This is a genomic window from Bacillus sp. FJAT-14266, from assembly GCF_001719225.1.
GTDB lineage: Bacteria > Bacillota > Bacilli > Bacillales > Bacillaceae > Bacillus > Bacillus subtilis.
On the sequence record NZ_CP017072.1, the window covers coordinates 3,964,606 to 3,989,874 of the forward strand.

The 25,269-nt window shown below is 45.2% G+C and carries 26 protein-coding genes; 9 read left to right on the forward strand and 17 right to left on the reverse strand.

Annotated elements, in window-relative coordinates; translation table 11 throughout:
- Positions 1 to 78 precede the first annotated feature (78 nt).
- From BGM23_RS20455 to rapJ, 3 genes are all read right to left on the reverse strand, one after another.
- Positions 79 to 1,764, reverse strand: coding sequence for a glycoside hydrolase family 13 protein (locus BGM23_RS20455; RefSeq protein WP_003234736.1), 1,686 nt, complete (start codon positions 1,762 to 1,764; stop codon positions 79 to 81).
- A gap of 24 nt (positions 1,765 to 1,788) precedes the next feature.
- Entirely contained in the window at positions 1,789 to 2,565 is a 777-nt protein-coding gene (locus BGM23_RS20460; RefSeq protein ID WP_019712418.1) for an SDR family oxidoreductase, read from the reverse strand.
- A gap of 106 nt (positions 2,566 to 2,671) precedes the next feature.
- On the reverse strand, positions 2,672 to 3,793 hold the full coding sequence (gene rapJ / locus BGM23_RS20465) for a response regulator aspartate phosphatase RapJ (RefSeq protein ID WP_003246478.1): 1,122 nt from the start codon (positions 3,791 to 3,793) through the stop codon (positions 2,672 to 2,674).
- A gap of 122 nt (positions 3,794 to 3,915) precedes the next feature.
- On the opposite strand from rapJ, the gene cwlK reads away from it, so the two are divergent.
- Entirely contained in the window at positions 3,916 to 4,419 is a 504-nt protein-coding gene (cwlK, locus tag BGM23_RS20470; protein ID WP_009966473.1) for a peptidoglycan L-alanyl-D-glutamate endopeptidase CwlK, read from the forward strand.
- A gap of 7 nt (positions 4,420 to 4,426) precedes the next feature.
- Here the strand turns inward: cwlK and BGM23_RS20475 are convergent, their stop codons facing one another.
- Both BGM23_RS20475 and BGM23_RS20480 read right to left on the reverse strand, forming a co-directional pair.
- Complete coding sequence (locus BGM23_RS20475; RefSeq protein ID WP_010886397.1) at positions 4,427 to 5,788, reverse strand: YcdB/YcdC domain-containing protein; 1,362 nt, start codon at positions 5,786 to 5,788, stop codon at positions 4,427 to 4,429.
- A 186-nt stretch (positions 5,789 to 5,974) separates the two neighbouring features.
- Positions 5,975 to 7,393, reverse strand: coding sequence for a YcdB/YcdC domain-containing protein (locus tag BGM23_RS20480; protein ID WP_046664294.1), 1,419 nt, complete (start codon positions 7,391 to 7,393; stop codon positions 5,975 to 5,977).
- A 173-nt stretch (positions 7,394 to 7,566) separates the two neighbouring features.
- On the opposite strand from BGM23_RS20480, the gene BGM23_RS21965 reads away from it, so the two are divergent.
- Together BGM23_RS21965 and BGM23_RS20485 are read left to right on the forward strand one after the other, a co-directional pair.
- Positions 7,567 to 7,698, forward strand: a complete 132-nt coding sequence (locus BGM23_RS21965; protein WP_003246334.1) for a hypothetical protein — start codon at positions 7,567 to 7,569, stop codon at positions 7,696 to 7,698.
- A 22-nt stretch (positions 7,699 to 7,720) separates the two neighbouring features.
- The gene (locus BGM23_RS20485; RefSeq protein WP_003234750.1) at positions 7,721 to 8,785 is read left to right on the forward strand and encodes a DUF4352 domain-containing protein; all 1,065 of its coding nucleotides are present in this window, start codon (positions 7,721 to 7,723) and stop codon (positions 8,783 to 8,785) included.
- 38 nt (positions 8,786 to 8,823) lie between these two features.
- On the opposite strand, the gene BGM23_RS20490 is transcribed toward BGM23_RS20485, so the two are convergent.
- The 3 genes from BGM23_RS20490 to natA form a co-directional block, all read right to left on the reverse strand.
- Positions 8,824 to 9,756: an aldo/keto reductase gene (locus BGM23_RS20490; protein WP_015715197.1), complete on the reverse strand. Its 933-nt coding sequence runs from the start codon at positions 9,754 to 9,756 to the stop codon at positions 8,824 to 8,826.
- A gap of 135 nt (positions 9,757 to 9,891) precedes the next feature.
- The gene (gene natB / locus BGM23_RS20495; protein ID WP_003234755.1) at positions 9,892 to 11,052 is read right to left on the reverse strand and encodes a sodium ABC transporter permease NatB; all 1,161 of its coding nucleotides are present in this window, start codon (positions 11,050 to 11,052) and stop codon (positions 9,892 to 9,894) included.
- Positions 11,053 to 11,793 carry a sodium ABC transporter ATP-binding protein NatA gene (natA, locus tag BGM23_RS20500; protein WP_015252894.1) on the reverse strand — a complete coding sequence of 247 codons (741 nt, stop codon included), beginning with the start codon at positions 11,791 to 11,793 and terminating at the stop codon, positions 11,053 to 11,055.
- A 143-nt stretch (positions 11,794 to 11,936) separates the two neighbouring features.
- Between natA and natR the strand changes: the two genes are divergently transcribed.
- Together natR and natK are read left to right on the forward strand one after the other, a co-directional pair.
- The gene (gene natR / locus BGM23_RS20505; RefSeq protein WP_003234759.1) at positions 11,937 to 12,638 is read left to right on the forward strand and encodes a two-component system response regulator NatR; all 702 of its coding nucleotides are present in this window, start codon (positions 11,937 to 11,939) and stop codon (positions 12,636 to 12,638) included.
- A gap of 12 nt (positions 12,639 to 12,650) precedes the next feature.
- Positions 12,651 to 13,607, forward strand: a complete 957-nt coding sequence (gene natK, locus BGM23_RS20510) for a two-component system sensor histidine kinase NatK (RefSeq protein WP_029726974.1) — start codon at positions 12,651 to 12,653, stop codon at positions 13,605 to 13,607.
- 39 nt (positions 13,608 to 13,646) lie between these two features.
- Here natK and BGM23_RS20515 read toward each other — a convergent pair whose 3' ends face one another.
- Positions 13,647 to 14,723 carry a helix-turn-helix domain-containing protein gene (locus tag BGM23_RS20515; protein ID WP_003234762.1) on the reverse strand — a complete coding sequence of 359 codons (1,077 nt, stop codon included), beginning with the start codon at positions 14,721 to 14,723 and terminating at the stop codon, positions 13,647 to 13,649.
- 234 nt (positions 14,724 to 14,957) lie between these two features.
- Between BGM23_RS20515 and BGM23_RS20520 the strand changes: the two genes are divergently transcribed.
- The gene (locus BGM23_RS20520; protein ID WP_017695030.1) at positions 14,958 to 15,341 is read left to right on the forward strand and encodes an RDD family protein; all 384 of its coding nucleotides are present in this window, start codon (positions 14,958 to 14,960) and stop codon (positions 15,339 to 15,341) included.
- Between the two features lie 37 nt (positions 15,342 to 15,378).
- Here BGM23_RS20520 and lipA read toward each other — a convergent pair whose 3' ends face one another.
- Together lipA and ansZ are read right to left on the reverse strand one after the other, a co-directional pair.
- Positions 15,379 to 16,017 (reverse strand): lipase EstA, encoded by a 639-nt coding sequence (gene lipA, locus BGM23_RS20525; RefSeq protein WP_003246250.1) that lies wholly within the window; start codon positions 16,015 to 16,017, stop codon positions 15,379 to 15,381.
- Between the two features lie 162 nt (positions 16,018 to 16,179).
- Entirely contained in the window at positions 16,180 to 17,307 is a 1,128-nt protein-coding gene (gene ansZ, locus BGM23_RS20530) for an asparaginase AnsZ (protein ID WP_046664295.1), read from the reverse strand.
- Positions 17,308 to 17,523: 216 nt separating this feature from the next.
- Here ansZ and lmrA point away from each other — a divergent pair, with 216 nt between their 5' ends.
- Together lmrA and lmr(B) are read left to right on the forward strand one after the other, a co-directional pair.
- Positions 17,524 to 18,090, forward strand: coding sequence for a transcriptional regulator LmrA (gene lmrA / locus BGM23_RS20535; RefSeq protein WP_029726972.1), 567 nt, complete (start codon positions 17,524 to 17,526; stop codon positions 18,088 to 18,090).
- 38 nt (positions 18,091 to 18,128) lie between these two features.
- A complete protein-coding gene (gene lmr(B) / locus BGM23_RS20540) occupies positions 18,129 to 19,568 on the forward strand; it encodes a lincomycin efflux MFS transporter Lmr(B) (protein ID WP_032728901.1) in 1,440 nt (479 codons plus the stop codon).
- 42 nt (positions 19,569 to 19,610) lie between these two features.
- Here lmr(B) and BGM23_RS20545 read toward each other — a convergent pair whose 3' ends face one another.
- On the reverse strand, positions 19,611 to 20,723 hold the full coding sequence (locus tag BGM23_RS20545) for an aminotransferase class V-fold PLP-dependent enzyme (RefSeq protein ID WP_046664296.1): 1,113 nt from the start codon (positions 20,721 to 20,723) through the stop codon (positions 19,611 to 19,613).
- 78 nt (positions 20,724 to 20,801) lie between these two features.
- Here BGM23_RS20545 and pcp point away from each other — a divergent pair, with 78 nt between their 5' ends.
- The gene (pcp, locus tag BGM23_RS20550) at positions 20,802 to 21,449 is read left to right on the forward strand and encodes a pyroglutamyl-peptidase I (protein WP_046664297.1); all 648 of its coding nucleotides are present in this window, start codon (positions 20,802 to 20,804) and stop codon (positions 21,447 to 21,449) included.
- On the opposite strand, the gene tatC is transcribed toward pcp, so the two are convergent.
- The 5 genes from tatC to BGM23_RS20575 form a co-directional block, all read right to left on the reverse strand.
- The gene (tatC, locus tag BGM23_RS20555; RefSeq protein WP_014475692.1) at positions 21,446 to 22,174 is read right to left on the reverse strand and encodes a twin-arginine translocase subunit TatC; all 729 of its coding nucleotides are present in this window, start codon (positions 22,172 to 22,174) and stop codon (positions 21,446 to 21,448) included. The two genes, pcp and tatC, sit on opposite strands and share 4 nt — an antisense overlap.
- 60 nt (positions 22,175 to 22,234) lie before the next feature.
- Positions 22,235 to 22,447, reverse strand: coding sequence for a sec-independent protein translocase protein TatAD (gene tatAD / locus BGM23_RS20560; protein WP_003223835.1), 213 nt, complete (start codon positions 22,445 to 22,447; stop codon positions 22,235 to 22,237).
- Between the two features lie 12 nt (positions 22,448 to 22,459).
- On the reverse strand, positions 22,460 to 24,211 hold the full coding sequence (phoD, locus tag BGM23_RS20565) for an alkaline phosphatase PhoD (protein ID WP_046664298.1): 1,752 nt from the start codon (positions 24,209 to 24,211) through the stop codon (positions 22,460 to 22,462).
- Between the two features lie 18 nt (positions 24,212 to 24,229).
- Positions 24,230 to 24,406, reverse strand: a complete 177-nt coding sequence (locus BGM23_RS20570; RefSeq protein ID WP_003246278.1) for a hypothetical protein — start codon at positions 24,404 to 24,406, stop codon at positions 24,230 to 24,232.
- Between the two features lie 81 nt (positions 24,407 to 24,487).
- Positions 24,488 to 25,219: a vWA domain-containing protein gene (locus tag BGM23_RS20575; protein WP_003246379.1), complete on the reverse strand. Its 732-nt coding sequence runs from the start codon at positions 25,217 to 25,219 to the stop codon at positions 24,488 to 24,490.
- Positions 25,220 to 25,269: the final 50 nt, after the last annotated feature.

The window sequence follows — 25,269 nt, forward strand, 5'->3', positions numbered from 1 at the left end:
TTCATTTATTCTTCCCGCCTGCAGAGCGAATATATGTACTAAAAAAACCCGGCTAAAAATGCCGGGCTACTTCAATCATTAGTTTGTTTTGTCCAGAAGATAGACCCTGCTCTCATAAGGCCGGAACACCATTTCGTCATCAAGATCATCGTTGTTATAATTGCTGAGAAGCAGTGAGGCCTGAGCTTTGCCGCAGTTCTTAGGCCACTGAAAAACAGCCTGCTCTTTTGAAAAATTATTGACCGACAAAAGCTGTTGTTTACTGTTTTCTCTCATGTATACAAACAACTGCGGATCGTCCGGAAGCAAAAGATCAAAGCTCCCTTTCATGAGGTCAGCGTACTGCTTTCTCAGGCTGATCAGCTTTTTGTAATAGTTTAAGACAGAATCAGGATCTCCCTGCGCTTCCTCCACATTGATTGCGGTGAAGTTCGGATTGACCTTCAGCCAAGGCGTGCCGTCAGTAAATCCGGCATTTTTGCCGCTGTTCCACTGCATCGGGGTCCGGGCGTGATCCCGGCTTTTGGCTAAGATCGATCTCATCACATCATTTGGATCATAGCCTTTTTCAAACACCCGTTTATGATACATATTGATCGTTTGGATATCTTTGTAGTCTTCAATCCGGGTGAACGGCGCGTTTGTCATCCCGATTTCTTCTCCCTGATAAATATACGGCGTGCCCTTCATAAAATAAATTACGGCTGCCAGCATTTTCGCTGATGCTTTGCGGTATTCCCCATCGTCTCCGAATCTGGACACAATCCGGGGCTGGTCGTGGTTGCACCAAAACAATGTATTCCAGCCTTGATGTTCAAGCTTCTTTTGCCATTTTGTCAAAACCGATTTTAAATCAGAAAGCTCAAGGGGCTTCAAATCCCAATGTTCTTTTCCGGGCTGCTGATCAAGCTCCATATGCTGAAAGTGAAAAATCATATTCAGCTCATGCTTATCTGTTCCCGTATATTTCAGGCCTTCTTCCGGTGTGACACTGCCGACCTCTCCGACAGACATGACATCATAATGAGAAAACACTTCATCTGTGATTTCTTTTAAATAGTCATGGATTCGTTCGCCATTTGGCTGAAAGGGCTTCGGCTCTGCCTGCTGATTGATATAGTCCTCATACGAAGGAAGATATTCTTTCTTAGAAATGAGATGGAGCTGATCAATTCGCAAACCGTCGACCCCTTTATCGAGCCAAAATTTCATCATGTCATACACCGCCTGGCGAACTTCGGGATTTTCCCAGTTTAAATCAGCTTGTTTGACGGCATTCATATGGAGATAGTATTCTCCGGTGTGCTCTTCGTATTGCCAGACCGGGCATCCATAGTTTGAGAGCCAGTCCGTCGGCGGGCCGTTCTTTGTGCCGGGACGCCAATAATAATAGCTACGGTATTTGCTGTTTTTGTCCAGCTCCGCTTCTTTAAACCACGGATGCTCGACCGAGGTGTGATTTAACACAAAGTCCATCACCAGCTTTAATCCCCGCTGATGCACCTGGTCCAGCAGCTCGTGAAAATCGTCCATTGTTCCGTAAGAATCCATAATCGCCTTATGGTTTGTCACATCATAGCCGTAATCAACATTCGGAGAAGGATAGATCGGGCAAATCCAAATCACATCTGCCCCGAGCTCCTTTATGTAGTCAAGACGGGAAATAATCCCCCGCAAGTCCCCAATTCCGTCTCCATTGCTGTCCTGAAAGCTTCTCGGGTAAATTTGGTACACCACTGCATCCTTCCACCAGTCTGTTTTCATCCCGCAATCCCCCTGTTTTGTCTTCTATTCAAGCTGAGATGGATAAAGTGTCATTCCGCCGTCGACGAAAAGTGTTGCGCCGGTCACATAGCTTGCTTCCTCAGATACGAGCCAAGCTGCTGCTGCCGCCACTTCTTCAGGCTTTCCGAAGGCTTTCATCGGGATTTTTTTCAATTGTTTTTGCCTGCTCTCTTCCTTTTTCGTATCAACATTTGATTCTGTGGCAATGGTGCCGGGCGCTATCGCATTGACGCGGATTCCCTTATCCGCATAATTGAGCGCCAGCGTTTCCGTCATCATCTTGATGCCGCCTTTGGATGTGGAATACTGAACGTTTACAGGGCGCGGAATCTGCTGATGAACACTTGAGATATTCAGCACATTGCCCTTGATATTGTTTTTCATCATGTGGTTAAGTGCTGCTTTCGCTCCCAGAAAGGTTCCGGTAACATTGACATCAATCACTCTCTGCCAATCTTCAAGACTCATCTCATGCGGCATCGCCTCAACGCCGTTAAAACCGGAGTTGTTTACCATCACATCGAGCGTGCCGAAATGCTCTAAAGCTGTGTCCAAGAGCGCCTGAATCCCCTCTTCTTTTGACACGTCCGCCTCAACTGAGACGGCTTTCCCTCCGTTCTGCTTAATGATTTCCAGAGTTTCATCTGCTCCAGACGGGTCGCTGTGGTAATTTACAACAACATTCATTTTCTCCTGTCCGAACCGTTCCGCAATGGCTTTCCCGATTCCTTTTGAAGACCCTGTCACAATCGCTGTTTTTCCGGTTAAATCTTTGTACATACTTGATATCCTCCTCTGTTTCTCACTATGCAGTGGAAAATACCCTGTTTTTCCGAGTTGAAAACAGCACAAAAAAAGCAGAGAACCTGTAGTTCTCTGCCATTTCCTATTGAAAACGCTGCTCGGCAAGCTTCTTTTTAATATTCATCAGCCTGCGGTAAAAGAAAGCGGCGGACTCGTAATGTTCCAACTGATTGAAACGTTCCGCTGTATCATGCAGCAGATCTTCGGCGTCAGCAAGAAGCTGCCTGGATTCCAGCAGGTCAAAGCATTCTGTAAGCACGTTCAGGTCGCCGCTTCCAAGATACAGCTCATGAATGAGGCGGAATTTCGTCAAGTACATGTCATCCTCCCATTCAGCCGCGCTCTTTATCCCGCGGTCATAAGCCTCTACTGCCTTGTCGTATTTTCCCTCTTTACAGTAGATATGGGTCAGTGAAAATACAGCTTGAACAGCTTGCTGAAAGTTGTGCTCCTCAAAAATGGCGGCGGCTGTTTTGAAATAGCCCTCCGCTTCTTTGTAATCACCCAGACTGTACTTACAGTGTCCGACATTATAATAGGCAGCAGCGATCATGTACGCTTCTTCAAGCTGCCTGGCATGTTCTAAAGCGCTGCACAAGTGGGTCAGTGCTTTTTCATGATGATACACATCGGTCAAATTTCCGGCGATGATAAATTCACACTGAACCCGGCGGCGACCGTACAGTTCATATTTCGTATAGATATCAAGCGCCTGGCTCGCATAATTCATGGAAAAATACGTTTGTTTGATGTGATAATACACTTCTGCGACTTTAAAAAGAAACTCAGCTTTTTCGATCTCATCCTCGACATACTCGAGCTTTTCCTCGGCATGTTTATAATGGTCAATCGCTAATATGAAATTTTTCTGCTTGAATTCGTACATTCCTCTGAAATAATAAAAGTAGTATTCCAGTAAGCCCGTGAGTTTTTGCTGATTGCTTTCAATTTCGTTCAGCATATCAGAGAACGGAGGCTTGGTGTCGCTGTCTTTCACCGGCATCAGCTTATCAAGCATGATTCGATGCCGGAATTCCATCAAAGAAAAATATAAAAGCAAGTCCTGATTCTCTTCCATATCTTCTAAATCATATTCAATCTCCTGCTTTAACGCTTCTGCTTGATCTGCTTCAAATGCGCGAATGAGCTTGTACCATTCATTCAGCTTTACTGCTACTTCTTCTGATGGAATCTTTGCTCTCATCGGTCTGCCTCCTTCCTCCTGCTACTATTTATGTTATATTTTATCATAGCTGTTCGCTTTTAGAGAGAGTCAATCACTTAAAAGCGTTAACATTCAGCACATCTTGAGAAAGTGAGACCGATATGAACTTACCCGCAAAAACATTTGTTATCTTATGTATTCTATTTCTTCTAGATCTTTGTTTTAGTTATATTCGGCATGAATGGCATTCTCAAAACGCCTTGCAGGACATGCCTGTCCCCTCGGATCTTCATCCGATTGTGAAGCAGAATGCCGATGCACTCAAAGCCGCTGCAGCGAATAAAGGCATTGACGTCGTCATTACTGAAGGATTCAGGTCCTTTAAGGAACAAGATGAATTATATAAACAGGGACGTACAAAAAAAGGGAATATTGTCACCTATGCAAGAGGAGGGGAATCGTATCATAACTATGGTTTAGCGATTGATTTCGCCCTTCAAAAAAAGGATGGCAGCATCATATGGGATATGGAATATGACGGCAATCAAAACGGAAAATCAGATTGGCTGGAGGTTGTCGAGATCGCTAAGACACTCGGTTTCGAATGGGGCGGGGATTGGAAACGATTCAAGGACTACCCCCACTTGGAGATGATTCCTAACTAGACACCCCTCACAGCCTTTTCTTTTTCCTTATGTGCGCATCAATATAGGAAGGGTAAACCGGCTTATAGACAAGTTTGCAGTGCTGGTCACTGCCTGCTGTAAAATCAGGCTGCCATTCCAGTTTCACATCAAAAGCGGCTAAAAATGCTTCTTTCGCTTCTTCAGCGGAAACATCCGGCCTGTGATTTATCGCTTCCAATTGTTCAGGTTCAATATCAGGCGCCATAAAAGCGTCAATCAACCCAGTTTCCGGATTGACAATGATGCGGGCAGCGCCGAACCGCAGCGGCACTCCTTTATACCAGACAGAAAAATGGTTGCGGACTCTCCCTCTTTCATCAATTCGGACGGGATTCACCCTGAAAAACTCAGCCGCTCTCGGATAGAGGGCATACAAAAATTGAAGCGCTATCTCTTGGCATTCTTCCGTGGAGCATTGGAGGTTGTTCCGCCAGTCCATAAAAGAAAGCGCTGCTTTTAATTTTCCGGTTCTTTTATCCGTCTTCATTTTGATTGTATTTTTATTTCTCGTTTCAAAATAGCTTCCTATGCTTAAATCCTTACGCTCCGGCGCAGCGCCCCTGCGCCACGTGCTTCCAATTTGTTCTCCAAAGTCTCTTTCACTGACTTTCTGCATATCAGAGGTAAAACCCAGCAAGGCAAATATATCAACTTCTTCCTTGTTCTGAAGCGGCGGCAGTGGCGCCGTGTTTTCTATTCTTTCATCTGCGATATGCTGGTCGGGCACAATTTCGTCTACATCTGCGGGATAGCTGTATCCCGGTAGAATCGGTTCATATACAAGCCTTGGTTCCTGTTCGCCATCAATGACATCGTACATCAGCTCAAAAGACATTGTGTTTAAGTAATGGGATACAACCTTCTCTTTTGCTACAAATTCCGTCGGAACTTCGGCTTTATGCCCTTCCCCGTAATATAGAAAGTGGACAATCTGACCGCTTCGTGTCATATCAATTAAAAAGCCTGAATTGGGAATCGGAAGCCCCAGCTCCATTTTGGTATAGACAAACCGGATGTGCTGCCCCCTTTCTTCCTTGCCTTGAAAATGAAAATTCATAAATGTGCCGGGATGATTGGCAGCGGCAAACTGAAGAGCCGTCAGCTTCAGCTCGGCATCTGGAAGTTTTTTGTCTGTCTCGGAGTGGACAGTTGTTGAAAAGGTGAGCAAGGCGCCGTCATTTCTAAGTTCAACTGTAATGTGCTTTTCCGGATCTTTAGGGTCCTTCCAGATAAAATATGCCTGCCCGTACTTCTTTTGCTTTTGGTCGTAATCTTCTATCTCAAGCTCATAATGCGTCGGTACATTTCCGATCTCCTGCGCCTTCTTTTTCAGCTGTTTATTAACCAATGAAGTCATCCCTTTCAAAGAGTCTACGACAAAGAGAATCCTGTTTATTATATAAAAAGACCTTTCTTCATTTAAAGTGAAGAAAGGTCCTTTTCTATTATTGTCATTGTTTTTTGAGATTCTTTCTGTTACTTTCATCACATACTCTCTTCTATATCTGAGGCAATTGCGTGACTTTTGGCTGTTTCACCATATGCTGAAGACAGGCTCCCCTGTATGTGCATCGATAAAATGCGGATACACCGGCTTATAGACGAGCCGGTAGCTGTGTTCTTCATCATCCCCGTACTCTCTTTCCCAGCCAAGCTCAACTTTAAAATGCTGCCAAAAGATAGACTTGGCTTGTTCAACTGAAATAGCCGGCACAGGATCAATGGTTGCCAGCTTATTTGGGTCAATATCCGGTCCCATATAAACGGTGATATACCCTGTCTGGCGGCTGACACAAATTCTGATCTGCCCAAATCGGAGCGGAACTCCGTGACAATGCGCTTCAAACGTAAAACCAGCGACTGCGTTTTCTTCTTCATCTTTTTCGTCGTATCTGATCCTAAAATATTGATCGGCATTCGGAAATAAAGCAAATAGAAAGCGAAGCGCGATTTTTTCACACTCTGCCAAGGTTACTGTCAGCGGCCCTTTTTTCTCCATAAATGACATGACGCCTTCGAGTTTTCCGGTTTCTTTGTTATAGATGGTTTTCAGCACTTGATGAGTCCGTCCCTTAAACCAGCTGTCCATGCTTTTATCCGCCGGCTGATACACAGGGTCATCCGGATTCCGCCAAACGATTCCAATTCTCCCATCTCCCAAATCCGCTTCCCGCTCTTTGACAAACCCATTTTCAATACCAATCATGCTGTCAGGATCGGCCTTTTCGCGGATGCCCTCGAATAAAGGGAGAGGAAAGCTCTCCGGCTCCCTGTAATCATCGTCATCATCAACTGCTTGTTCTTCTTGAACCAAATCCGCAGGTACGGTAATCGCCCTACCTTCAGGCTCGTACACCAAATGCGGCTGATCATCTCCGTTTTTGTAAACAGAACGATGGAGAACCTCAAACAAAAGGTCGAACTCCACGTCCTTCTTGATAAAGGCAAGTGCCTCTTCAACATCCGCGACCCGCTTTGGCTTGATGATGCTGCCCGCTTCGCCGTAATAACGGAAGTAAACAATCTCACCTGATAAGGAAACATCAGCCATAAATCCGCTCATGGGGAGAGGAAGCCCAGCCTCCATTTGAACATATGAAAATCTCACTTTATCGCCGTATGCACGGTCATTTTCTTCACGAACAAAGGCAGAGAGTGCCCCCGGATGATGAGTCTCGACAAATTGGCGCATGATATCCTCTAGTTTCTCCTCAGACAGCCTTTCTCCGCTTTCAGGCTCAATATCACGGGAAAGGGATTCCAGCTCTCCGTCCGGTCCAAGCTCCACGATAATGCCGGTATTCTCATCCTGAGGATCTGTCCAACAAAAATAGGCTCTTTTGTCATCACCGCCATAATCTTCAATTTCCAGTTTTAAGTGTGTCGGCACCCGGCCGATTTCCAGTGCTTTTTGTTTCAGTCCCTCTTTCTTCACAAAGGCGGCCCCTTTCATCCTTCTTAAGTTCCCTCCAACTAATCAAAAAGTAATAGTCTAAAATACACAGTTTTCTGAGTTTACCAGTTTTACCAGAACATTTTTCACCAAAAATAGGATGATGAACCTATTCAATATAAAAGCTAATAATCTTAAAATTAATTCCGTTGTAACTTTTTATAGGTCCATTCATGACAAAGGAGGGCGGAGTTTCCAGAAAATCCGGTGAAAACCGTGAGAAAAGAACTGATTTTTTTGGTTATATGATGCTAATCCATTCAAAAAGATCCATTTCTCAAAGACAAAAGACTCCCCTTTCCTAAACCATTTGAGGAGGAAAAATGAATGTTTCAGAAAAAAACGTACGCTGTTTTCCTAATTCTTCTGCTGATGATGTTTACAGCTGCTTGTTCCGGCAGCAAAACAAGCGCGGAGAAGAAAGAATCAGAAACAGAAAAAAGCTCAGATATAGCTCAAGTCAAAATCAAGGATGTCTCTTACACACTTCCGTCTAAATATGATAAGTCCACTTCAGATGACCAGCTTGTGTTAAAAGTCAATGTCGCGGTGAAAAACACAGGAAAAGACCCGCTGAATGTAGACAGTATGGATTTCACATTGTATCAAGGTGATACCAAAATGTCTGACACAGACCCTGAAGACTATAGCGAAAAGCTTCAGGGCAGCACGATTAACGCTGACAAATCCGTTGAAGGAAATCTTTTCTTCGTTGTAGATAAAGGCAAGCAATACGAGCTTAACTATACGCCGGAATCTTACGGTGATAAAAAGCCAAAATCAGTTACTTTTAAAATTGACGGAAAAGACAAAAAAATCCTGGCGACGGCAGATAAGCTCCAAGATTCTGCAAAAGCGTTATCAGCTTATGTTGATGTCCTTCTTTTCGGCAAAGATAACGCCGATTTCGAAAAAATCACCGGCGCTAACAAAAATGAAATTGTAAATGATTTCAATGAATCAGCCAAAGACGGTTATCTCTCAGCTTCCGGCCTTTCCAGCACATATGCGGACAGCAAAGCGCTTGATAATATCGTGAACGGCATTAAAGAGGGATTAAGCAAAAACTCTTCCATTCAGGCAAAAACGACTTCAATCTCTAAAGACGAAGCAATTGTTGAAGCCACAGTTAAACCTGTAGATGCATCTTCTCTTTCAGACCGTATCGAAGACAAAGTGAAAGACTACTACAGTAAAAACTCTAGTGCCAGCTATGAAGAGGCAGTGAAATACGCGCTTCAAGTCTATCCTGAGGAATTCAAAAAGCTTGGACCTGCTTCATCTGAAAAAACAGTTGAAGTGAAAATGAAGAAAAATGACATCGACCAATGGCAGCTTGATATGGATGATTACAGAGCAGCAGAATTAGTCGAAGCATTCATCAAAGAATAAAACACCAAAAGGAAATAGCCTTGACGGCTATTTCCTTTTTATTTAAAAATGTCGCTGATGAAATTCACTTCGTCTTCGGTGAGTTCAATGTTCAAGGTTTTCAGGTTATCCTGTAATTGCTCAGGTCGTTTAGCTCCTGGAATAATGGCATCAATCGCCGGTCTCGTTAACAGCCACGCCAAGGCGACATGTGCCGTATCCGCTTGTTTTTCCTCCGCTACTGCTTTCAGCTTATCTACTTTTTTGAGATTGTGGATAAACGTTTCACCCTGAAATTGAGGTTTATCCTTTCTGAAGTCATCAAAGACTGTGTCTCGCGTGAATTTTCCTGTCAGCAGTCCGGACGCAAGCGGAAAGTAAGGAATAAAGGAGATGCCTTGTTTTTCACAGTATGGAAGAAGCTCTTTCTCGGCATCACGCTGTATGAGAGAATATTCGGCCTGGAAGACCTCCAAATAGCCATCAGCATTAAAATCCTGCAATTGCTGATAATCGAGGTTCGAAGCGCCGATTGCTTTGATTTTCCCCTCATCCTTCAACTCTTTCAAAGTGCCCGCCACTTCAGCGAGAGGTGTTTTTCCATCCGGAAAGTGAACATAATACAAATCAATGTAATCTGTTTTCAGCCGCTTCAGGCTCTTCTCGACCTCGCTGCGAAGAAACTCCCGGCTATTGTCTAATTCAATGCTGCCGTCCACTTCTTTATGAGCTCCTTTGGTGGAGATGATGAGCTCATTCCGCACGCCGCGTTCCTGTACGACTTCGCCGATTAATTCTTCAGATCTCCCCAATCCATATATAAAGGCGGTATCGATAAAATTGACGCCGCCATCCAATGCCGTGCGCACTAAATCCTTCCCTGTTTCATCATTTAGATTTGGAAATAGATTATGCCCGCCGACCGCATTCGCGCCGAATCCGATCCGCTTCACCTTCAGCTTCGTTTTGCCGAGTGTACGTGTTTGATCCATTGTTCCTTCTCCTTTGAAACCAATTTTGATGAAAAATAGTGCAGGGTCACTTTTTGTATTAGATATCCTTTTTCTATTTTCCTTCTTTTTTCAGGATATACAAAAAGGAGAAAGTGTATTTCTCCTTTCGCAAGTTTATTTTGGGAGAACCCATTTGTCTTTCAGGAAGCAGGCTCTGGCTAGTAAAAAGAAGATGGCGATGAGCACGGCGATGGTTCCTGACGTAGACAAAATGGCAGCCGGGTCAACCATCCCGAATAAAAGCTGTTTAAATAACGCATGCAGGTTCAGAAACGGGATGAGAAAGTATGATAAGTCAAATTGGTTCGGTGCCTTGCTGAAGATGAAAAACATCGGGAACACAGGCAGAAAGACGACGAGAGACATATAACTTTGCGCTTCTTTTACCGAGCTGGACATGATGCTGATGAAAAGCTCCATCGCAGATATCAGCAATGCAGAGAGCACAATGATTAAGGCTGAAGCGCCGATTACACTCCACATATGATCTCCCAGCTGGAAGGCCGTTTTTAAATTTTCGGTAAATAACACGGTGGACAAAATCAAAAACACCAAAGCAAATACACCTGAAGCCACGCCAAAAGTGGAAACCGCAAGCCACTTGCCGACCAGCACTTTGTTTCTGCTGACTGGCGTTAATAGCAGCGCCTCGATTGACTTTCGGTCCTTTTCACCGGCCATGATATCAAGAGCGATCGGCATTGCGCCGGAAACAATGGAAGTCAGAATCAGCATGGGCAGAATGGCGGAAAGCATAATAGCGGAAGTCCCTTTCTCCTCATCCGCTTCCTTTTGCTGAATTGTAAACGGCTGGATCACCGATTGATCAATATGCTTATTTGTTAAACGTTGCTGCACAATTTCATTTTTGTACTGATCTAAGGCAGACTGCACAAGCTGCATGGCATTTGACGACCCTTGATCGATTGAATTGCCGTAAACATCAACCTTAAAAGGTGTCATGCTGTTGACATATGAGTCGAACTCTTTCGGGACGTTCAGATAGGCATCTGCTTTTCCTTCATCAACTGCCTCTTCAGGCTTTGCAAATGTTTTTACGCTGATTTCGTCAATCTCATTAAGCTTGCTTTCCAGTGCGGGCGGAAGCGAATGGCCGACAGCCAGCGTGTACTGCTCCCCTTTGTCGGACAGCATGCTTTCATAAAAGAAGACAAGTCCAAGCATCATAATCATCGGCACTAAGATTGTGAGTAATATCGTTTTTCTGTCGCGCAAAGCGTCGATCATTTCTTTTTTATAAATATGGCTCAGCATTTAAGAAATCCCCCTGACAAGCTTAGACATAAAGATGTAATTCAAATCCTCACTGCGCTCGCTCTCGTATAGTGATTCAAGTGCCCCTCGGTAAATCACCTCTCCGCTGTGAATCATGATGACACTGTCACAGAGCGCCTGCACTTCCTCCATAATGTGGCTGGAGAAAAGAATCGTTTTTTGTTCTCTTTTCAGCTGCTGTATAAATTCGCGGAAGATGTTACTTGACGTAATATCAAGCCCAGTTGTCGGCTCATCAAATAAAATGATGTCCGGATCGTGAATCAGCGCTCTGGCAATGGCGACTTTCTGCCTCATGCCTTTCGAAAACCCGCCCACTCTCCGGTTCATATAATCGCGCATGCCGAACCGTTTCGATAAATCTTCTATTCTTGCTTTGATCTCGTGGCGGTTCAGCCCATACAGCCTGCCGAAGTATTGGAGATTTTCTTTAGCGGTCATCCTGTCGTAAAGCCCGGTTTCTCCTCCGAATAAGACACCGATTCTTTTTTTGACTTCAGCCGGCTGCTTGACCGTGTCAAAGCCGTCTACTGTGATTACACCCTGTGATGGTTCAAGCAAGGAAGCAATCATTCTCAGCATCGTCGTTTTGCCGGCACCGTTTTCTCCGAGAATGCCGACGACTTCTCCTTTTTCAATTGTTAAGCTTACATCTCGCACCGCTTTGACTACTTTTTTCTTATCCTGAAACCTGCGGCTGCAATCGGTCAGTGTAATCATGTCACAATCTCCCTTATCTTTATTTCTAGTAATGACTATATACGAAAAGCTGGATTAGTTGGATAAAGTTGTCGCGAAGAGTTCTTTTTATGTCGCGAAATGGGATAGAATAAAGATGATTCTATGTAACTAGGGGAATGATAATGGTAAAAGTCGGACTTGTAGATGATTATCGAGTAGATTTAGAGAAGCTGGAAGCGATCGTGTCCAGAATGCAGGACGTCGAAATTGTCTTTTCCACCGATTCAGCGAAGGAAGCCTACAGGCGGGTAAAGAACGGAGACATTGATCTTCTGCTTGCCGATATCGAGATGCCCCATATGTCTGGCTACGAGCTTGCTGATTTGATCAAATCCCATTCACTTGATGTGGATGTGATTTTTGTTACCGGTCACGGCGGTTATGCGGTTCACGCCTTTGACCTAAATGTCCATGATTATATTATGAAGCCGTACTATGCCGACCGTCTGGCCGCTTCCTTCGACCGCTACTTGAAAAAGAAAACGGAAACGAGTTTGAATGGGCGTATATTGATAAAGCAAAAGTCTGAAATGCACGTCCTGCAAAAGAAGGATATTATTTTCGCAGAACGGACGGGACGTTCGACGACGATTGTGACAACCGCCGAAGAGGTGCAAACGTATCAAACATTAAATGATATTAAAGGCGACCTGCCCGAAAAAGATTTTCTTCGTTCGCATCGTTCCTTTATTATCAACATTCATTACATAAAGCATTTTTCCGCTTATACCAAGCATTCATTCACAGTTTCCTTTGAGGGAACGTCTAAAAAAGCGATGATCACCAAGCAGCAGCTTGATTATTTTCAAAACTACTACTTTTGAGGAGTTCAGAACGTGATTACCCTTTTTCAATGTCTTTATCTGGTTTTATTTAGTTTCATATGTTATCAGGGAGCTGCTGCTTTTTCACACAGCACAGCCGTCTCTTGGCTCACCGCTGTTTTAGGCGCAGCTGCTGCAGGATTGTACATTTGGAATACGAAGCGGGTGTGGAAACACTGTTCCTCAGGGCTTTGTGCATGGATTGCCGTGATTCAAGTGATGTCGACGGGAGTGGTGCTGATCGGCACAGACATCATGCAGGCATTATGTGTAATCGCGATATTTGCAGGGTGTGAAGGGCTCCGTATCGGACAGTCTGCTTTACAGGCAAGGCTTTCTGATCAAATTGATAAGCTGACTCAAGCTGAACAGCACGCCAATCAAATGCTGATTGATGTCAGAAGCCGGAATCATGACACAATGAAACATATCACTGCAATCAAATCAGCTCAGCCCAAGGCAGATACACAAGCATATATTCAAAACTGGGCGGATCAATTCAGTCAATATGACCGTTTTTTGAAAGGAGAGAACGCGTACGTTGCAGGGGTGCTTTATGATTTTTTAGAAAAAGCCCGCGCCTCGAATGTGAGTGTTTCGCTGCATATGCATACACCGCTTTCTTCCCTTCCGTTTTCGCCTGCTGATCAGGTCAGCTTGGTCGGCAACATATTAGAAAATGCGCTCGACAGCGCAGCGGAGACCCGAGAAAAAGCAGAGATTAAACTGGAGACTTCACTGCGCAGCGGACTTTATGTACTGACTTGTGAAAACAGCACTCCCGGGATGGACCCAAAAGTGCTCGATACAATTTATCAAGCGTTTGGCTGCTCAACGAAAAACGGCGCTCATGAAGGCATGGGCACATATATCATTCAAAAACTGGTGAAGGGCGCTTTTGGCAGGCTGGATTTTACCTACCGCCACCCCATCTTCCGGTTAGAAATCAAAATTCCGTTTCAGAAATAAAAAAACCTTGAAAAGCCCGGCTTTTCAAGGTTTTTTTCATTATGAGGATAACGCTTGGGCAAAACGATCTGCTTCATCTTGCAGCGTGCTTTCAATTTCTTTGTAACGGCTGGAAATCGTTGATGCGCTGACGCCGTATTTTTTCGCCAGTTTAGCTTGAGAAACGGACGCGCCGTTAAGAGAAATCGCGTTTACATAATATTCAACTGCCGCCGCAAAAGCTTCCGGCTTTCTGATGACAGGTGATTTTTTCTCGCAGAATGTTTTCCAGATGTCAATAACAGCTGGGATCAATTCAGTCGGATACTCTTCCCCGCTCATGCCTTCTTCAATAGCCGCAGCGGTTTCTTTCTCCAAGTCGTTTGCCCACTCAACAGTGCTTACTTCCGCTTTCTCTGCTTGTGGCTCTTCATCTTTCTCAGCTAACAACGCGAACAGAACGTTGTTGAATTCCTGCTTCATGAAGTCCTCCGGCGTTTTGCCTTCCTTCACAGCGGCATCCGCATATTTCTTCACCTTGCTGATCAGCGCTTCTGTTCTCTTCACCGGGAAGATCGTGAACTGCATGAAGAATTCTGCTTTTTCCGCTTCGTGGATTGGGTATCCAAGAATCAGGCTTCCCACTGGAGGAAGGTCTTGATTGCTGGCGTCCATTTCCACTTCGAATTGTTTTGCCGTAATGACATCTTCAAAGTGAATGATGCCTTCCTTCAGGTCCTTCAGCAGCAATAAAGCAGGCGTCATGCTCTGCCATGATTCTACGATCTCACGCGTTTTCGGACGAGTGATCGAATCGCCTTTTTTCTGAAGGTACTCTTCGAAGATTGTCTTCTCACCAGCAAGCGGGTGGAAGAAGATTCCCCAGATTCCTAAGTTAAATACGCTGATGTCTTTCGTCTGTCTGTCCATAGCAGAAAGAAAATCATGCTGGTTGATAAAGCCTGAAATGCTTTCTCTATGTACTGTGAAGGCATACTCCACTAAGTCTTCCTGAATTTGTTTCGCTTCTTTTGCCGCTAGTTCCGCCGGGAAGTCGACAACTTTACTTCCGCAGCATTTTTTATATTTCTTGCCGCTGCCGCATGGGCAAGGGGCATTTCGTTTCACTTTTCCCACAATAAACCCTCCGAATTCTGTTGTAACTTTTCTATTTTAACAAAAATAACTTCTGAGGGCTTGGTTTCGGGCTAAAAAAGAATTTGGTAATGTGATAAGCTGGCTGATTATGCCAATTTACCTATGACATTTTCACCAACTTTTGTGATTTAAGGCTTATCACCTATTCCCACTTTAGGCCCTTCTTTTTTACAATCATTAGGTGTTTATTTAACATTTTAAGGAGTGTTTCTATTGGAACTAGCTGGTTTCATGCTGCGCGCCTGCGCTCTTTTACTTGATGTAATCATTGCCGCAGCAGTGATTTTGGCAGCCGGATTTACGTTTGGCGATGGGTCCGCCGGTGTCATTATTGTCGCCATATTGATGCTGATTGTGTACCCTTTGCTGATGCCGCTGACAAATTGGAAGGGCACACTGGGCAAAAAAATCATCGGGCTGCAAATCGTGAGGGACGAAACACACGAGAAAATTTCTCTCCTACAGGCGATTGTCCGCTACATCATAGCGTGGGTGCATGTGTTCTCCCGCCTGATCTATTTGACTGCCGCATTTACGAAGAAAAAACAAACCGTTCATGATATGGCTGCGAAAACCATTGTGCTGAAAGCAGAATAACCTTGAAGAATAGCATTCTTCAAGGTTTTGTTTTTCATTAATTCGTATTCTGGCCCCCGCCGTTCAGCCCTTCTTTAATCAGGCTGTTGACTTGGCTGCTGTACAGAAGGCCGATGTGTCCAACGCCATGGATTTGAACGTTTCTAGCACCATCTAATCTTGATAAGTAATTCATGACAATCATATCGGCACTGCTGTAAATGGATGTGTATAAAATCTTTTGATTTGGATCTGTTCCCGGAAGCGCCTTGCCTGTCGTCAAACGGTTCGCGCCGCCAAGCGTCACGACGTTTGCAACTTTATTTCCGCCGTCCAGATTTTTTATGTAGTAAAGTGTGTTCGCGCCCCCCATACTGTGAGCGACAATATCCACTTTTTTCGCACCCGTTTCATCTAAAACCTTTTGCACAAATCGTGATAATACCGGTCCATTGTTATAATTTGTGCCTGTCTTGTCCCAAAAATCAACTGCATACAGCTTGTCCCGCGACCAGCCCTGAGATACGAGATAGCTCTTAATTCCCGCAAAATTGAATGATGCCCCTCCAATACCGTGAACCATAACGACTGGATTGTGTTCAGCGGCTTTTGCTGACGGCTGCAACGCAAACAGCGATGTAACAGACAGCATCAAAATTGTTACAAGTGCAATGATTCTTCTTTTTACAAATTTCATAATATCCTCCTTTTTTTGTAACAAATTCTCCAATTATATTACGTTACCAAATTAATTAAGTAAAGGGTAATTTTGGCTTATTTTTAAAGAAATTTTAAGATTCAGAGGTCATTATTGGTCCTAAAAAGCCAAAAAAAAGAAGGCTTATTCGCCTTCTTTTCTTCAATACTCATTGAAATAAGCTTGGATTTTTTGAGGATCATTTGTTTTGGTAAGCGCAAGCATCAGCAACATCCGTGCTTTTTGGGGGTTTAAAGAGTTCGATGCCAGCAAGTCCTTGTCCGCATAGTCTTGGTTTGGTGTGACGACACCATTTCCCGTGCGGGTAGAGCGCACCACTGTGACGCCTTTTTTGACTGCGCTGTCCGCCCCTTTTTCGGCTGCGTCAGATAAAGACCCGTTCCCAGAACCGGCAAATACAATCCCCTTTGCTCCGGCTTTTACAGCAGCGTCAAACAGGTAGCTTCCGTCATTTTGGTATCCATAGATAATGTCAACCTGCGGCAGCTCATCAAGATTAGAAACCGAGAAATCCGTGTCCTTCGTATGCTTACGAGTAATCTCATTATTAAAATAGATATCATCTGCAATTGTTCCGACGAAGCCCATTTCTTCTGATTTAAATGTATCTGTTGTGGTTGTGTTTGTTTTGGTGACATATCGGGCTGAGGCAATCCGGTCGTTAAGAACAACAAGCGTCCCTTTCCCTTTTGCCTCAGGGGCACCTGCCACTTTCACTGCATTGTACAGGTTAGAAGGCCCATCAGCGCTGATGGCTGTGGAAGGTCTCATCGAACCGACAATAACAACCGGTTTATCACTTTTCACGGTAAGATTCAAAAAATAAGCGGTTTCCTCCAATGTATCTGTTCCATGAGTCACGACGATTCCGTCTACATCATCTGAAGCGAGCAAGTGGTTGATGCGTTTCGCCAGCTTCAGCAATATTTTATTATCAATATTTGTGCTGCCGACGTTAACAATCTGCTCGCCGCTGACGTTTGCAATGTCTTTCATTTCTGGAACTGCCTCGATCAGTGATTCAACGCCGACAACACCTGCTTTATATTCAGTTGTTGAGGTTTTCGATTGATCGGCACCAGCTATCGTGCCTCCTGTCGCTAAAATTCTAATGTTTGGCAGATCCTTTTTTTCAGAGGCAGAAGCCGAAGAGACTTTTTGTGTCTGCGTTTTTTCTTTCGGGGATTCTTTTGTTTCAGGAGAATGTGAACATCCGGTAAAAACAAACAATAGTGCGGTAAAAAGTACGAGCATTCGTTGTTTTTTCATCTATTTCTCTCCTTACATCCATATGATGATTAATCATTGTACATTTTATCTATTCAGTCAAAAGATCAGTCAGCTTTTCTCTCAGTATTTTTTGTTGTCATATCCTTCTCTTTTTGTCTTTTCATACAATGAATTTTTCTTGACAATTGATGATTGAATCAAGATAATAGACCAGTCACTATATTTTTGATTGCAATTCAGTAAGGTGGGAATGTTATGAGTTATGGAGATTCCCGTGAGAAAATCCTTTCGGCAGCTACCCGGCTTTTTCAGCTGCAAGGGTATTACGGCACGGGGCTGAACCAGATTATAAAGGAAAGCGGCGCGCCTAAAGGCTCTCTTTACTACCACTTTCCCGGGGGTAAAGAACAGCTTGCGATCGAAGCCGTGAATGAGATGAAGGAGTATATCCGTCAGAAAATCGCGGACTGCATGGAAGCCTGCACCGATCCAGCGGAAGGCATTCAAGCCTTTTTGAAGGAGCTCTCCTGCCAGTTTTCATGTACGGAAGACATTGAAGGCTTGCCTGTGGGCTTGCTAGCGGCTGAGACGTCATTGAAAAGCGAACCGTTGCGCGAAGCCTGTCATGAAGCCTACAAAGAATGGGCCTCTGTATATGAGGAAAAACTGCAGCAGACTGGCTGCAGCGAGAGCCGTGCAAAAGAAGCCAGCACTGTGGTTAACGCGATGATTGAAGGCGGTATTCTTTTATCTTTGACGGCAAAAAACAGTACGCCGCTCCTTCATATCTCCAGCTGCATTCCTGACCTGCTGAAGAGATAAAAAAACGACATACTACATGCAGTTGATAGAGAGGGGAAATAATTTTGGAAACAACAGCTAAAGCATCTCAGCAATACAAAGTGATGCCGATTATGATTTCCTTGCTGTTGGCCGGTTTTATCGGCATGTTCAGTGAAACAGCACTGAATATTGCGTTAACCGACCTTATGAAGGAATTGAACATTACAGCGGCAACCGTCCAATGGTTAACGACGGGCTACCTGCTTGTACTCGGTATCCTTGTTCCTGTTTCAGGACTGCTGTTGCAGTGGTTCACAACAAGACAGCTTTTTACCGTGTCACTAATCTTTTCAATTATAGGAACCTTGATCGCGGCACTCGCGCCAAGCTTCCCGTTTTTATTAGCGGCAAGGATCGTTCAGGCACTTGGAACCGGTCTTTTACTGCCGCTGATGTTTAACACGATCCTGGTGATTTTCCCGCCTCATAAACGGGGCGCCGCAATGGGAACGATCGGTCTTGTCATTATGTTCGCGCCCGCCATCGGCCCAACTTTCTCAGGATTGGTTCTGGAGCATCTCAACTGGCACTGGATTTTCTGGATCTCTCTTCCGTTCCTTGTGCTGGCGCTTGTTTTCGGTATCGCATATATGCAGAATGTATCTGAAACGACAAAGCCGAAAATCGATGTATTGTCTATCATCCTGTCGACGATTGGCTTCGGCGGCATTGTGTTCGGATTCAGCAACGCGGGTGAAGGCTCCGGGGGATGGTCCAGCCCGACTGTTATCGTGTCGCTGATTGTCGGCGTTGTCGGCCTTATCCTATTTTCAATCCGCCAGCTGACAATGAAGCAGCCGATGATGAACCTCCGTGCGTTCAAATACCCGATGTTTATTTTGGGTGTGATCATGGTGTTCATTTGTATGATGGTCATTCTGTCATCTATGCTGCTTCTGCCGATGTATCTGCAAGGCGGCTTAGTCCTGACTGCATTTGCATCTGGTCTTGTTCTCTTGCCGGGCGGTATTTTAAATGGATTTATGTCCCCTGTTACAGGCCGCTTGTTCGATAAATACGGGCCGAAATGGCTTGTCATTCCGGGATTTGTGATTGTCACCGTTGTACTATGGTTCTTCTCAAATGTCACGACCACTTCAACAGCTGTGCTGATTATCATCCTGCACACCTGCTTGATGATCGGGATTTCTATGATCATGATGCCTGCACAGACAAACGGTTTAAACCAACTGCCGCGCGAATTTTATCCAGACGGCACCGCCATTATGAACACGCTGCAGCAAATGGCTGGCGCTATCGGAACAGCGGTTGCGGTCAGCATTATGGCTGCAGGCCAGCATGATTATATGAGTACAGTTAAAAACCCTGCCGATCCGGCAGTCATCCCGCAAGCTTTGACAGCGGGTGTACAGCACGCATTTGTGTTTGCAATGATTGTTGCCATTATCGGTTTAATTGGCGCTTTCTTTATGAAGCGCGTGAAGGTAGATCATTAATATGAAAAGCCCCTGACTAGTGTTCAGGGGCTTTTTTTATGTTTACTTGTGGATCGTTTTCGCCGCGATTTCATCAATCGCGTGCCGCATTTCCTCCTTCGTATTATAAAAATGGGGAGCGAGACGGATGACATTGTCCCGCGGCGCGCAAATCACTTTTTTCTTCTTCAGCAACGCCGCCGTTTCCGATGCCCGCTCATCCCGGATCGCAACCATGCCCGGCTGACCCCCACCTTGTGCCGCCGCCAGCTGCAGGCCTTTTTCAGCGGCATATTGAACTGCATCGGCACAGATCGTTTTCACATGATCTCTGATATGAGAAACCCCAATATGATTCAGCAGCGATAAAGCCGCTGCAGCTGCGTATACGCTGATAAAAGCTGGGGTGCCCGTTTGAAAACGGCGCGCTTCTTTTGCATAAGCCCCATCAAATCCGTTCTCTCTGCCGAACCAAGCTGATGCTTTCGGCTTCAGTGCGTCAGCCAGCTCCTTTCTCACATAAAGAAACGCCACACCCGGTATGCCGAGCAAATACTTCCGGGTGCCTGCTGCCAGCATATCTACGCCCCATTCCTTCACATCAATGGGAATATGCCCGGCTGATTGATAAGCATCTACAAACAATAAAGAGCCCTTTCTCTGAGAAATCTCGGCAATCGCTTTTATATCCTGAACATAGCCGTCACGATAATGAACGTGAGGAACACACGTCAGTACTGTTTCATCCGAAATATGCGTTTCATACTGTTCGAGCGGCATCACACCGTCTATTGATGGAATGACGGATACGGTATAATCGGAGTGTGCCTGCCAAACATGAGGCACCGCCGGAAAATCCATATCTGTATATACAACGTGCTTCTTTCCAAATGCAGTTAAGGACGATGCTACAGAAACCAGCGCATCAGAAACTGACGGCACAATCGCCACTTCATCCGGTTCAGCCCCGATCAGCTTTGCAAACTCGTTTCTCGCAAACTCTGTTTTTTCAATCGCTTCTTTCCAGTTCGTCCCTTTATACAGCAGGCTATCATGATAATCCTGGATCGCCCTTGATACAGGCTCTGCCAATGCGCTCTGAGAACAGCTGGCAAGCATCGTATGCGTCTGCAAGGTTGGGAATAAATGACGATACTGCTGCGGTAAATGCTCCATTATGATTCACTCCTTTACATTATTTTGATGAAAAACCCATAAATAAACAATAGAATAAAAGAAAAAGGAGATGAGAAGATGAGAAAAAAAGTGCTGATCACTGGCTTTGACCCTTTTGACAAAGAAACCGTCAATCCATCATGGGAAGCAGCGAAACGGCTTAATGGCTTCGAGACAGAAGAAGCCATTATTACAGCGGAACAAATTCCAACCGTCTTTAGATCCGCTCTGGACACTCTGCGCCAAGCCATTCAAACACATCAGCCGGATATCGTAATTTGTGTCGGCCAAGCAGGAGGACGGATGCAGGTTACACCGGAACGGGTGGCGATCAATCTTGCAGATGCGCGAATCCCCGATAACGAAGGACATCAGCCGATTGATGAAGAGATTTCTCCAGATGGGCCCGCCGCTTACTGGACAGGGCTTCCCGTGAAACGAATAACTGCTAAGATGAAGGAACACGGCATTCCAGCTGCGGTTTCCTACACAGCGGGGACCTTTGTATGCAACTATTTGTTCTACGGGTTAATGGATCACATTAGCCGGACATCCCCGCACATTCGCGGCGGTTTTATTCATATTCCTTACATTCCGCAGCAAACAATCGACAAAACAGCGCCGAGCCTCAGCCTGGACACGATTGTCCGGGCATTGAGAATCGCCGCTGTTACGGCCGCACAATATGATGAGGATGTGAAGTCACCGGGCGGTACGCTGCACTAAGCGGCCGCCGCTGTTTCTTCCCTCAGCCTCTTTTTGTAGACAAACGCCGATAGGGTGACACTCACTTCAAACAGGACAAGAAGCGGGATCATCACGAGAAAATCAGAAATAAAATCAGGCGGTGTAATCAATATAGATACGACAATCAGCAGAAAATAGGACAGCTTTCTCGCTTTGGCCAGTCTGTAAGGATTTAAGATGCCCAGCCTTGTTAAAAACATCACCACCAAGGGCATCTCAAACAAGAAGCCGAACGGCAGGCTCAAATTCACCATAAACCGAAAGTAGCGGTCAGCCGTAAACATCGTTTCAAAGTGGCCGGAGGATAAATGAGTCAAAAAGCTGAGCACGATCGGAAACAAGACAAAGTATCCGAAGGAGATGCCCGCCAAAAACAACGCAAATAAACCTGGTATGTACATGAGCGTCACCTTGCGCTCCGTTTTCGTCAGCGCCGGTGCAACGAAACGCCACAGCTGGTACGCGGCAACAGGGATAGAAGCCGCAATGGCACAAATGCCGGAAAGCATCATATACACCCAGAGGATTTCACTCGGCCCAAGCACAGCCAGCTTTCCATCCAAATCCCTGATTAGCCAGTCATAAATGTCCTGTACGAACAAAAAAGCCGTGATGAGAAATAGAAAAAATGCCGCGAGGGTTACGATAATCCGGCGGCGAAGCTCTTCTAAATGCCCGATCAAATGGGTTTCTTTTTTATCCATTCAAAAAAGCCCTCCCTTTCATAAAAAAAGAGGCAGACCCGGTGTCTGCCTCATCAGCATTCAGCCCGCGTTTTTGTCCTGCTTTACCGCTGTCAGCTCAGCTGATTTCTCTTCTTTTTCATCACCAGACACAAGTGATTTTGTGGCGCTTTTAAATTCCAGCAGTGTCCGTCCGGCGGCACGCCCGATTTCCGGCAGCTTGGAAGGGCCAAAAATAATGAGGGCGATGACGAAGATCAGAATCAAGCCCGGTATTCCAATGTTTGAAAACATAATTTCCACTCCTTAATTCGTGATTTTTGCCCGCTTCTTAATCATTTGTTTTTCGTGGGCTTTGTTGTGCGCAAAGAAACGATTCTCTTCGACCTCATCGGATTGCTTCACCCCGCCTTGGATTGTTGTGGATGATACCTTTCTCAACCCAGTTTGGTCTTTCTGGTAAACGAATGAAGCCCGCGTGGAAATGGCTGCGCCCGGCTCGGTCACAAACGGCATCACCCGATAATCGGCTTTCCACTGGTGAGGCGTCACTGTACAGCGGACATATCCGCGATAGTCGTTAAAGAACTTGATGTGCGGATTTTCTTTTAAAATTTGGTCCGTATCCGCCCGCTTATCGGCGCCGTTTCCTCCGGATGTGATCGAGGTTCCGACAAATTCGGCTCCGAATATTTTTGAACTTGTCTTCTCGAAATCGACATGCAAATTCGATGCCCAGCTTGCGTGTACATCACCTGTCAGTACGACAACATTATTCAGATTTTTGCTTTTAATGAAATTGATCACCCGTTCGCGCTGAGCCGGGTAGCCGTCCCACGAATCCATGCTGTAGATCGGGCTTGCGCTTGTCCCGAAATTCCACTTGGCAAAGAAAATCTGCTGCGCCAGCACATTCCAGTGGGCTGTCGAGCTGCCCAAATTGTTGAAGAGCCACTGCTCCTGTTCTTTTCCAAGCAGGGTCCGATTCGGATTGAGCGATTCATCAGAAGGCGGCTTATTGCCGTCGTTATTGGCTTGGTCGTCCCTGTACTGGCGGGTATCAAGCACATTGAAGGACGCCAGGTTTCCGTACGTAAAGTGCCGGTACAGCTGCATATCTGGGCCATTCGGCAAAGAGGAAATGCGGAGCGGCATATGTTCATAGTATGCCTGGTATGCTGCCGCGCGGCGGAGCACGAATGCTTCAACCGACTGTCCTTTTTCAGGTATTTTATTGGCATAGTTGTTTTCAACTTCATGGTCATCCCAAGTTACAACCCAAGGGAATGCCGCATGTGCAGCTTTAAGATTGGCGTCAGAACGGTATTGAGCGTGACGGTTCCGATAGTCTTGCAGCGTAATGATTTCCGCGCTGTTGTGCGTGCGGACATTGCCTGTTTTTGATACATATTCATTTGGGCCGTATTCATATATGTAATCACCGAGATGGAAGACAAGATCAAGCTTTTCCTTTGCCATATGCTTGTAGGCCGTATAATATCCGTGCTCATATTGCTGGCAGGAAGCAAATGCAAAGGTCATTTGCGGCACATTGGCGCCAGGGGCAGGCAGTGTTTTTGTTTTTCCGACAGGGCTTAGTTCATGACCGGTTTTGAAACGGTAATAGTACACTTTGTTTGGCTCAAGCCCGTCCGCTTCCACATGAACGGAATGGGCAAGACTTGGTTTAGCCATTTCAGTGCCTTTTCTTACGATTTTGCGGAAATGCTCATCCTTTGCGACCTCCCATTTGACAGGCACTGCTTGCTTCGGCATTCCCCCGCCATTCAGCGGATCTGGTGCCAGACGTGTCCAAAGCACGACACTGTCAGAAAGCGGATCACCTGACGCTACCCCTAATGTAAACGGATAGCTTGAGAATTTAGGCGCAGCATTTACTTCAAAGGCCCTAACCGACTGGGCAATCGTTAATCCAAGAGAAAGTCCTGCAATCTTCCCCGCTCCTTGAATAAATTTGCGGCGGTCAAACGTATTGTTTTGAAAGCTTTCCTCTTTCAGTTTCTGTACCCATTCATCAAAACGACTGTCGTATGCCATTCAAGATCCCCTCTCTCCTCATTGATCGTCTCCATTATAGGAAATCATTGTTAAACGACTGTGAAGAAGTGTGAACTGATTGTAAGCGCTGAACATTAAAAACAGGTCTTCCCTCACAAGCCTGCTGCTGAAACATGCCGAAAGCTGGCTGAATGACGCGTTTTCTGCATATCCTGTCGTTTGCAAGCCGCCCATTCGGCCTATTTTTCTTCACATGATCTTAAAAAAACAAAAACACCGAGCCATTTCGCAGAATGACTCAGTGCTCTTTATCAGTTATTTCGAAAACAATCTGCTGAAAAAGCCCTTCTTTTTCGGCTTTTCAGCAGGAGGCTCTTGTTCTCTTACAATCCCTTTTTCCTTCGCTTCTTTCAGCCAAAATGGAAATTCAGCAAGCAGAGCATCATAAAGCTCATCATCAGAAATGCGGTCAATCTCTTCGATATGCAGGAAGTTCGTGTTATCAATGACACGCCCTTCTAACGTATCCAGTTTATTGAGAAAATCAAAGTTTCCGTTTCCGATGCCGACAAACTGCCAGAACACCGGTTTATCAGAAGAAGCTTCAATTATCGGTTTGATTGACTTTTTACAGCCCCCGTCATTGATAAAAACAATGAAAGCAGGATACGAGCTCGGTTCCTCCGTAACATATTTGCGCAGCACGTCCTTCATGACTGGCGGCTCATCATTTCTGCCGAATTTATGCAAGCGGTCATTATTTAAAATTTCACGATCGACATAGCCCGAAAAATCCTTTTCTGAAACTGGCTTTAATCGGGAAAATTCATTATCATACACCCATACATCCAGCAAACCGTTATCATCAAACTGATCAGCCACTGCCAAAATCCGCTCCACCACATTTTGAACCGTCCCGTTTTTGTAGAGCGGTCTCATCGATCCCGTAATATCAAGAACCAGTCCAACACGAGCCGTCACCTTCGTTAACTGCTTTTTCTCCAGTACGATCTTTACACTTTTCTTTTGCAGGTCAATTGTTGCCATTCTGTCATCTCCGTCAGCTCTTTTTTCTTTGATTATCTCACAGGAATATT

Excerpts from the sequence above, each read along its gene's own strand:
- BGM23_RS20545 (WP_046664296.1), bottom strand. The coding sequence starts at position 20,723 with ATGGAGCATTTACCGCAGCAGTATCGTCATTTATTCCCAACCTTGCAG.
- natR (WP_003234759.1), top strand. The coding sequence starts at position 11,937 with ATGGTAAAAGTCGGACTTGTAGATGATTATCGAGTAGATTTAGAGAAG.
- phoD (WP_046664298.1), bottom strand. The coding sequence starts at position 24,211 with ATGGCATACGACAGTCGTTTTGATGAATGGGTACAGAAACTGAAAGAG.
- BGM23_RS21965 (WP_003246334.1), top strand. The coding sequence starts at position 7,567 with ATGACAAAGGAGGGCGGAGTTTCCAGAAAATCCGGTGAAAACCGTGAG.
- tatAD (WP_003223835.1), bottom strand. The coding sequence starts at position 22,447 with ATGTTTTCAAACATTGGAATACCGGGCTTGATTCTGATCTTCGTCATC.
- BGM23_RS20490 (WP_015715197.1), bottom strand. The coding sequence starts at position 9,756 with ATGGATCAAACACGTACACTCGGCAAAACGAAGCTGAAGGTGAAGCGG.
- rapJ (WP_003246478.1), bottom strand. The coding sequence starts at position 3,793 with ATGAGAGCAAAGATTCCATCAGAAGAAGTAGCAGTAAAGCTGAATGAA.
- BGM23_RS20575 (WP_003246379.1), bottom strand. The coding sequence starts at position 25,219 with ATGGCAACAATTGACCTGCAAAAGAAAAGTGTAAAGATCGTACTGGAG.
- lmrA (WP_029726972.1), top strand. The coding sequence starts at position 17,524 with ATGAGTTATGGAGATTCCCGTGAGAAAATCCTTTCGGCAGCTACCCGG.
- tatC (WP_014475692.1), bottom strand. The coding sequence starts at position 22,174 with ATGGATAAAAAAGAAACCCATTTGATCGGGCATTTAGAAGAGCTTCGC.
- cwlK (WP_009966473.1), top strand. The coding sequence starts at position 3,916 with ATGAACTTACCCGCAAAAACATTTGTTATCTTATGTATTCTATTTCTT.
- BGM23_RS20460 (WP_019712418.1), bottom strand. The coding sequence starts at position 2,565 with ATGTACAAAGATTTAACCGGAAAAACAGCGATTGTGACAGGGTCTTCA.
- BGM23_RS20570 (WP_003246278.1), bottom strand. The coding sequence starts at position 24,406 with ATGGGCGGCTTGCAAACGACAGGATATGCAGAAAACGCGTCATTCAGC.
- BGM23_RS20485 (WP_003234750.1), top strand. The coding sequence starts at position 7,721 with ATGTTTCAGAAAAAAACGTACGCTGTTTTCCTAATTCTTCTGCTGATG.
- pcp (WP_046664297.1), top strand. The coding sequence starts at position 20,802 with ATGAGAAAAAAAGTGCTGATCACTGGCTTTGACCCTTTTGACAAAGAA.
- natA (WP_015252894.1), bottom strand. The coding sequence starts at position 11,793 with ATGATTACACTGACCGATTGCAGCCGCAGGTTTCAGGATAAGAAAAAA.
- BGM23_RS20455 (WP_003234736.1), bottom strand. The coding sequence starts at position 1,764 with ATGAAAACAGACTGGTGGAAGGATGCAGTGGTGTACCAAATTTACCCG.
- natB (WP_003234755.1), bottom strand. The coding sequence starts at position 11,052 with ATGCTGAGCCATATTTATAAAAAAGAAATGATCGACGCTTTGCGCGAC.
- ansZ (WP_046664295.1), bottom strand. The coding sequence starts at position 17,307 with ATGAAAAAACAACGAATGCTCGTACTTTTTACCGCACTATTGTTTGTT.
- lipA (WP_003246250.1), bottom strand. The coding sequence starts at position 16,017 with ATGAAATTTGTAAAAAGAAGAATCATTGCACTTGTAACAATTTTGATG.
- BGM23_RS20480 (WP_046664294.1), bottom strand. The coding sequence starts at position 7,393 with ATGAAAGGGGCCGCCTTTGTGAAGAAAGAGGGACTGAAACAAAAAGCA.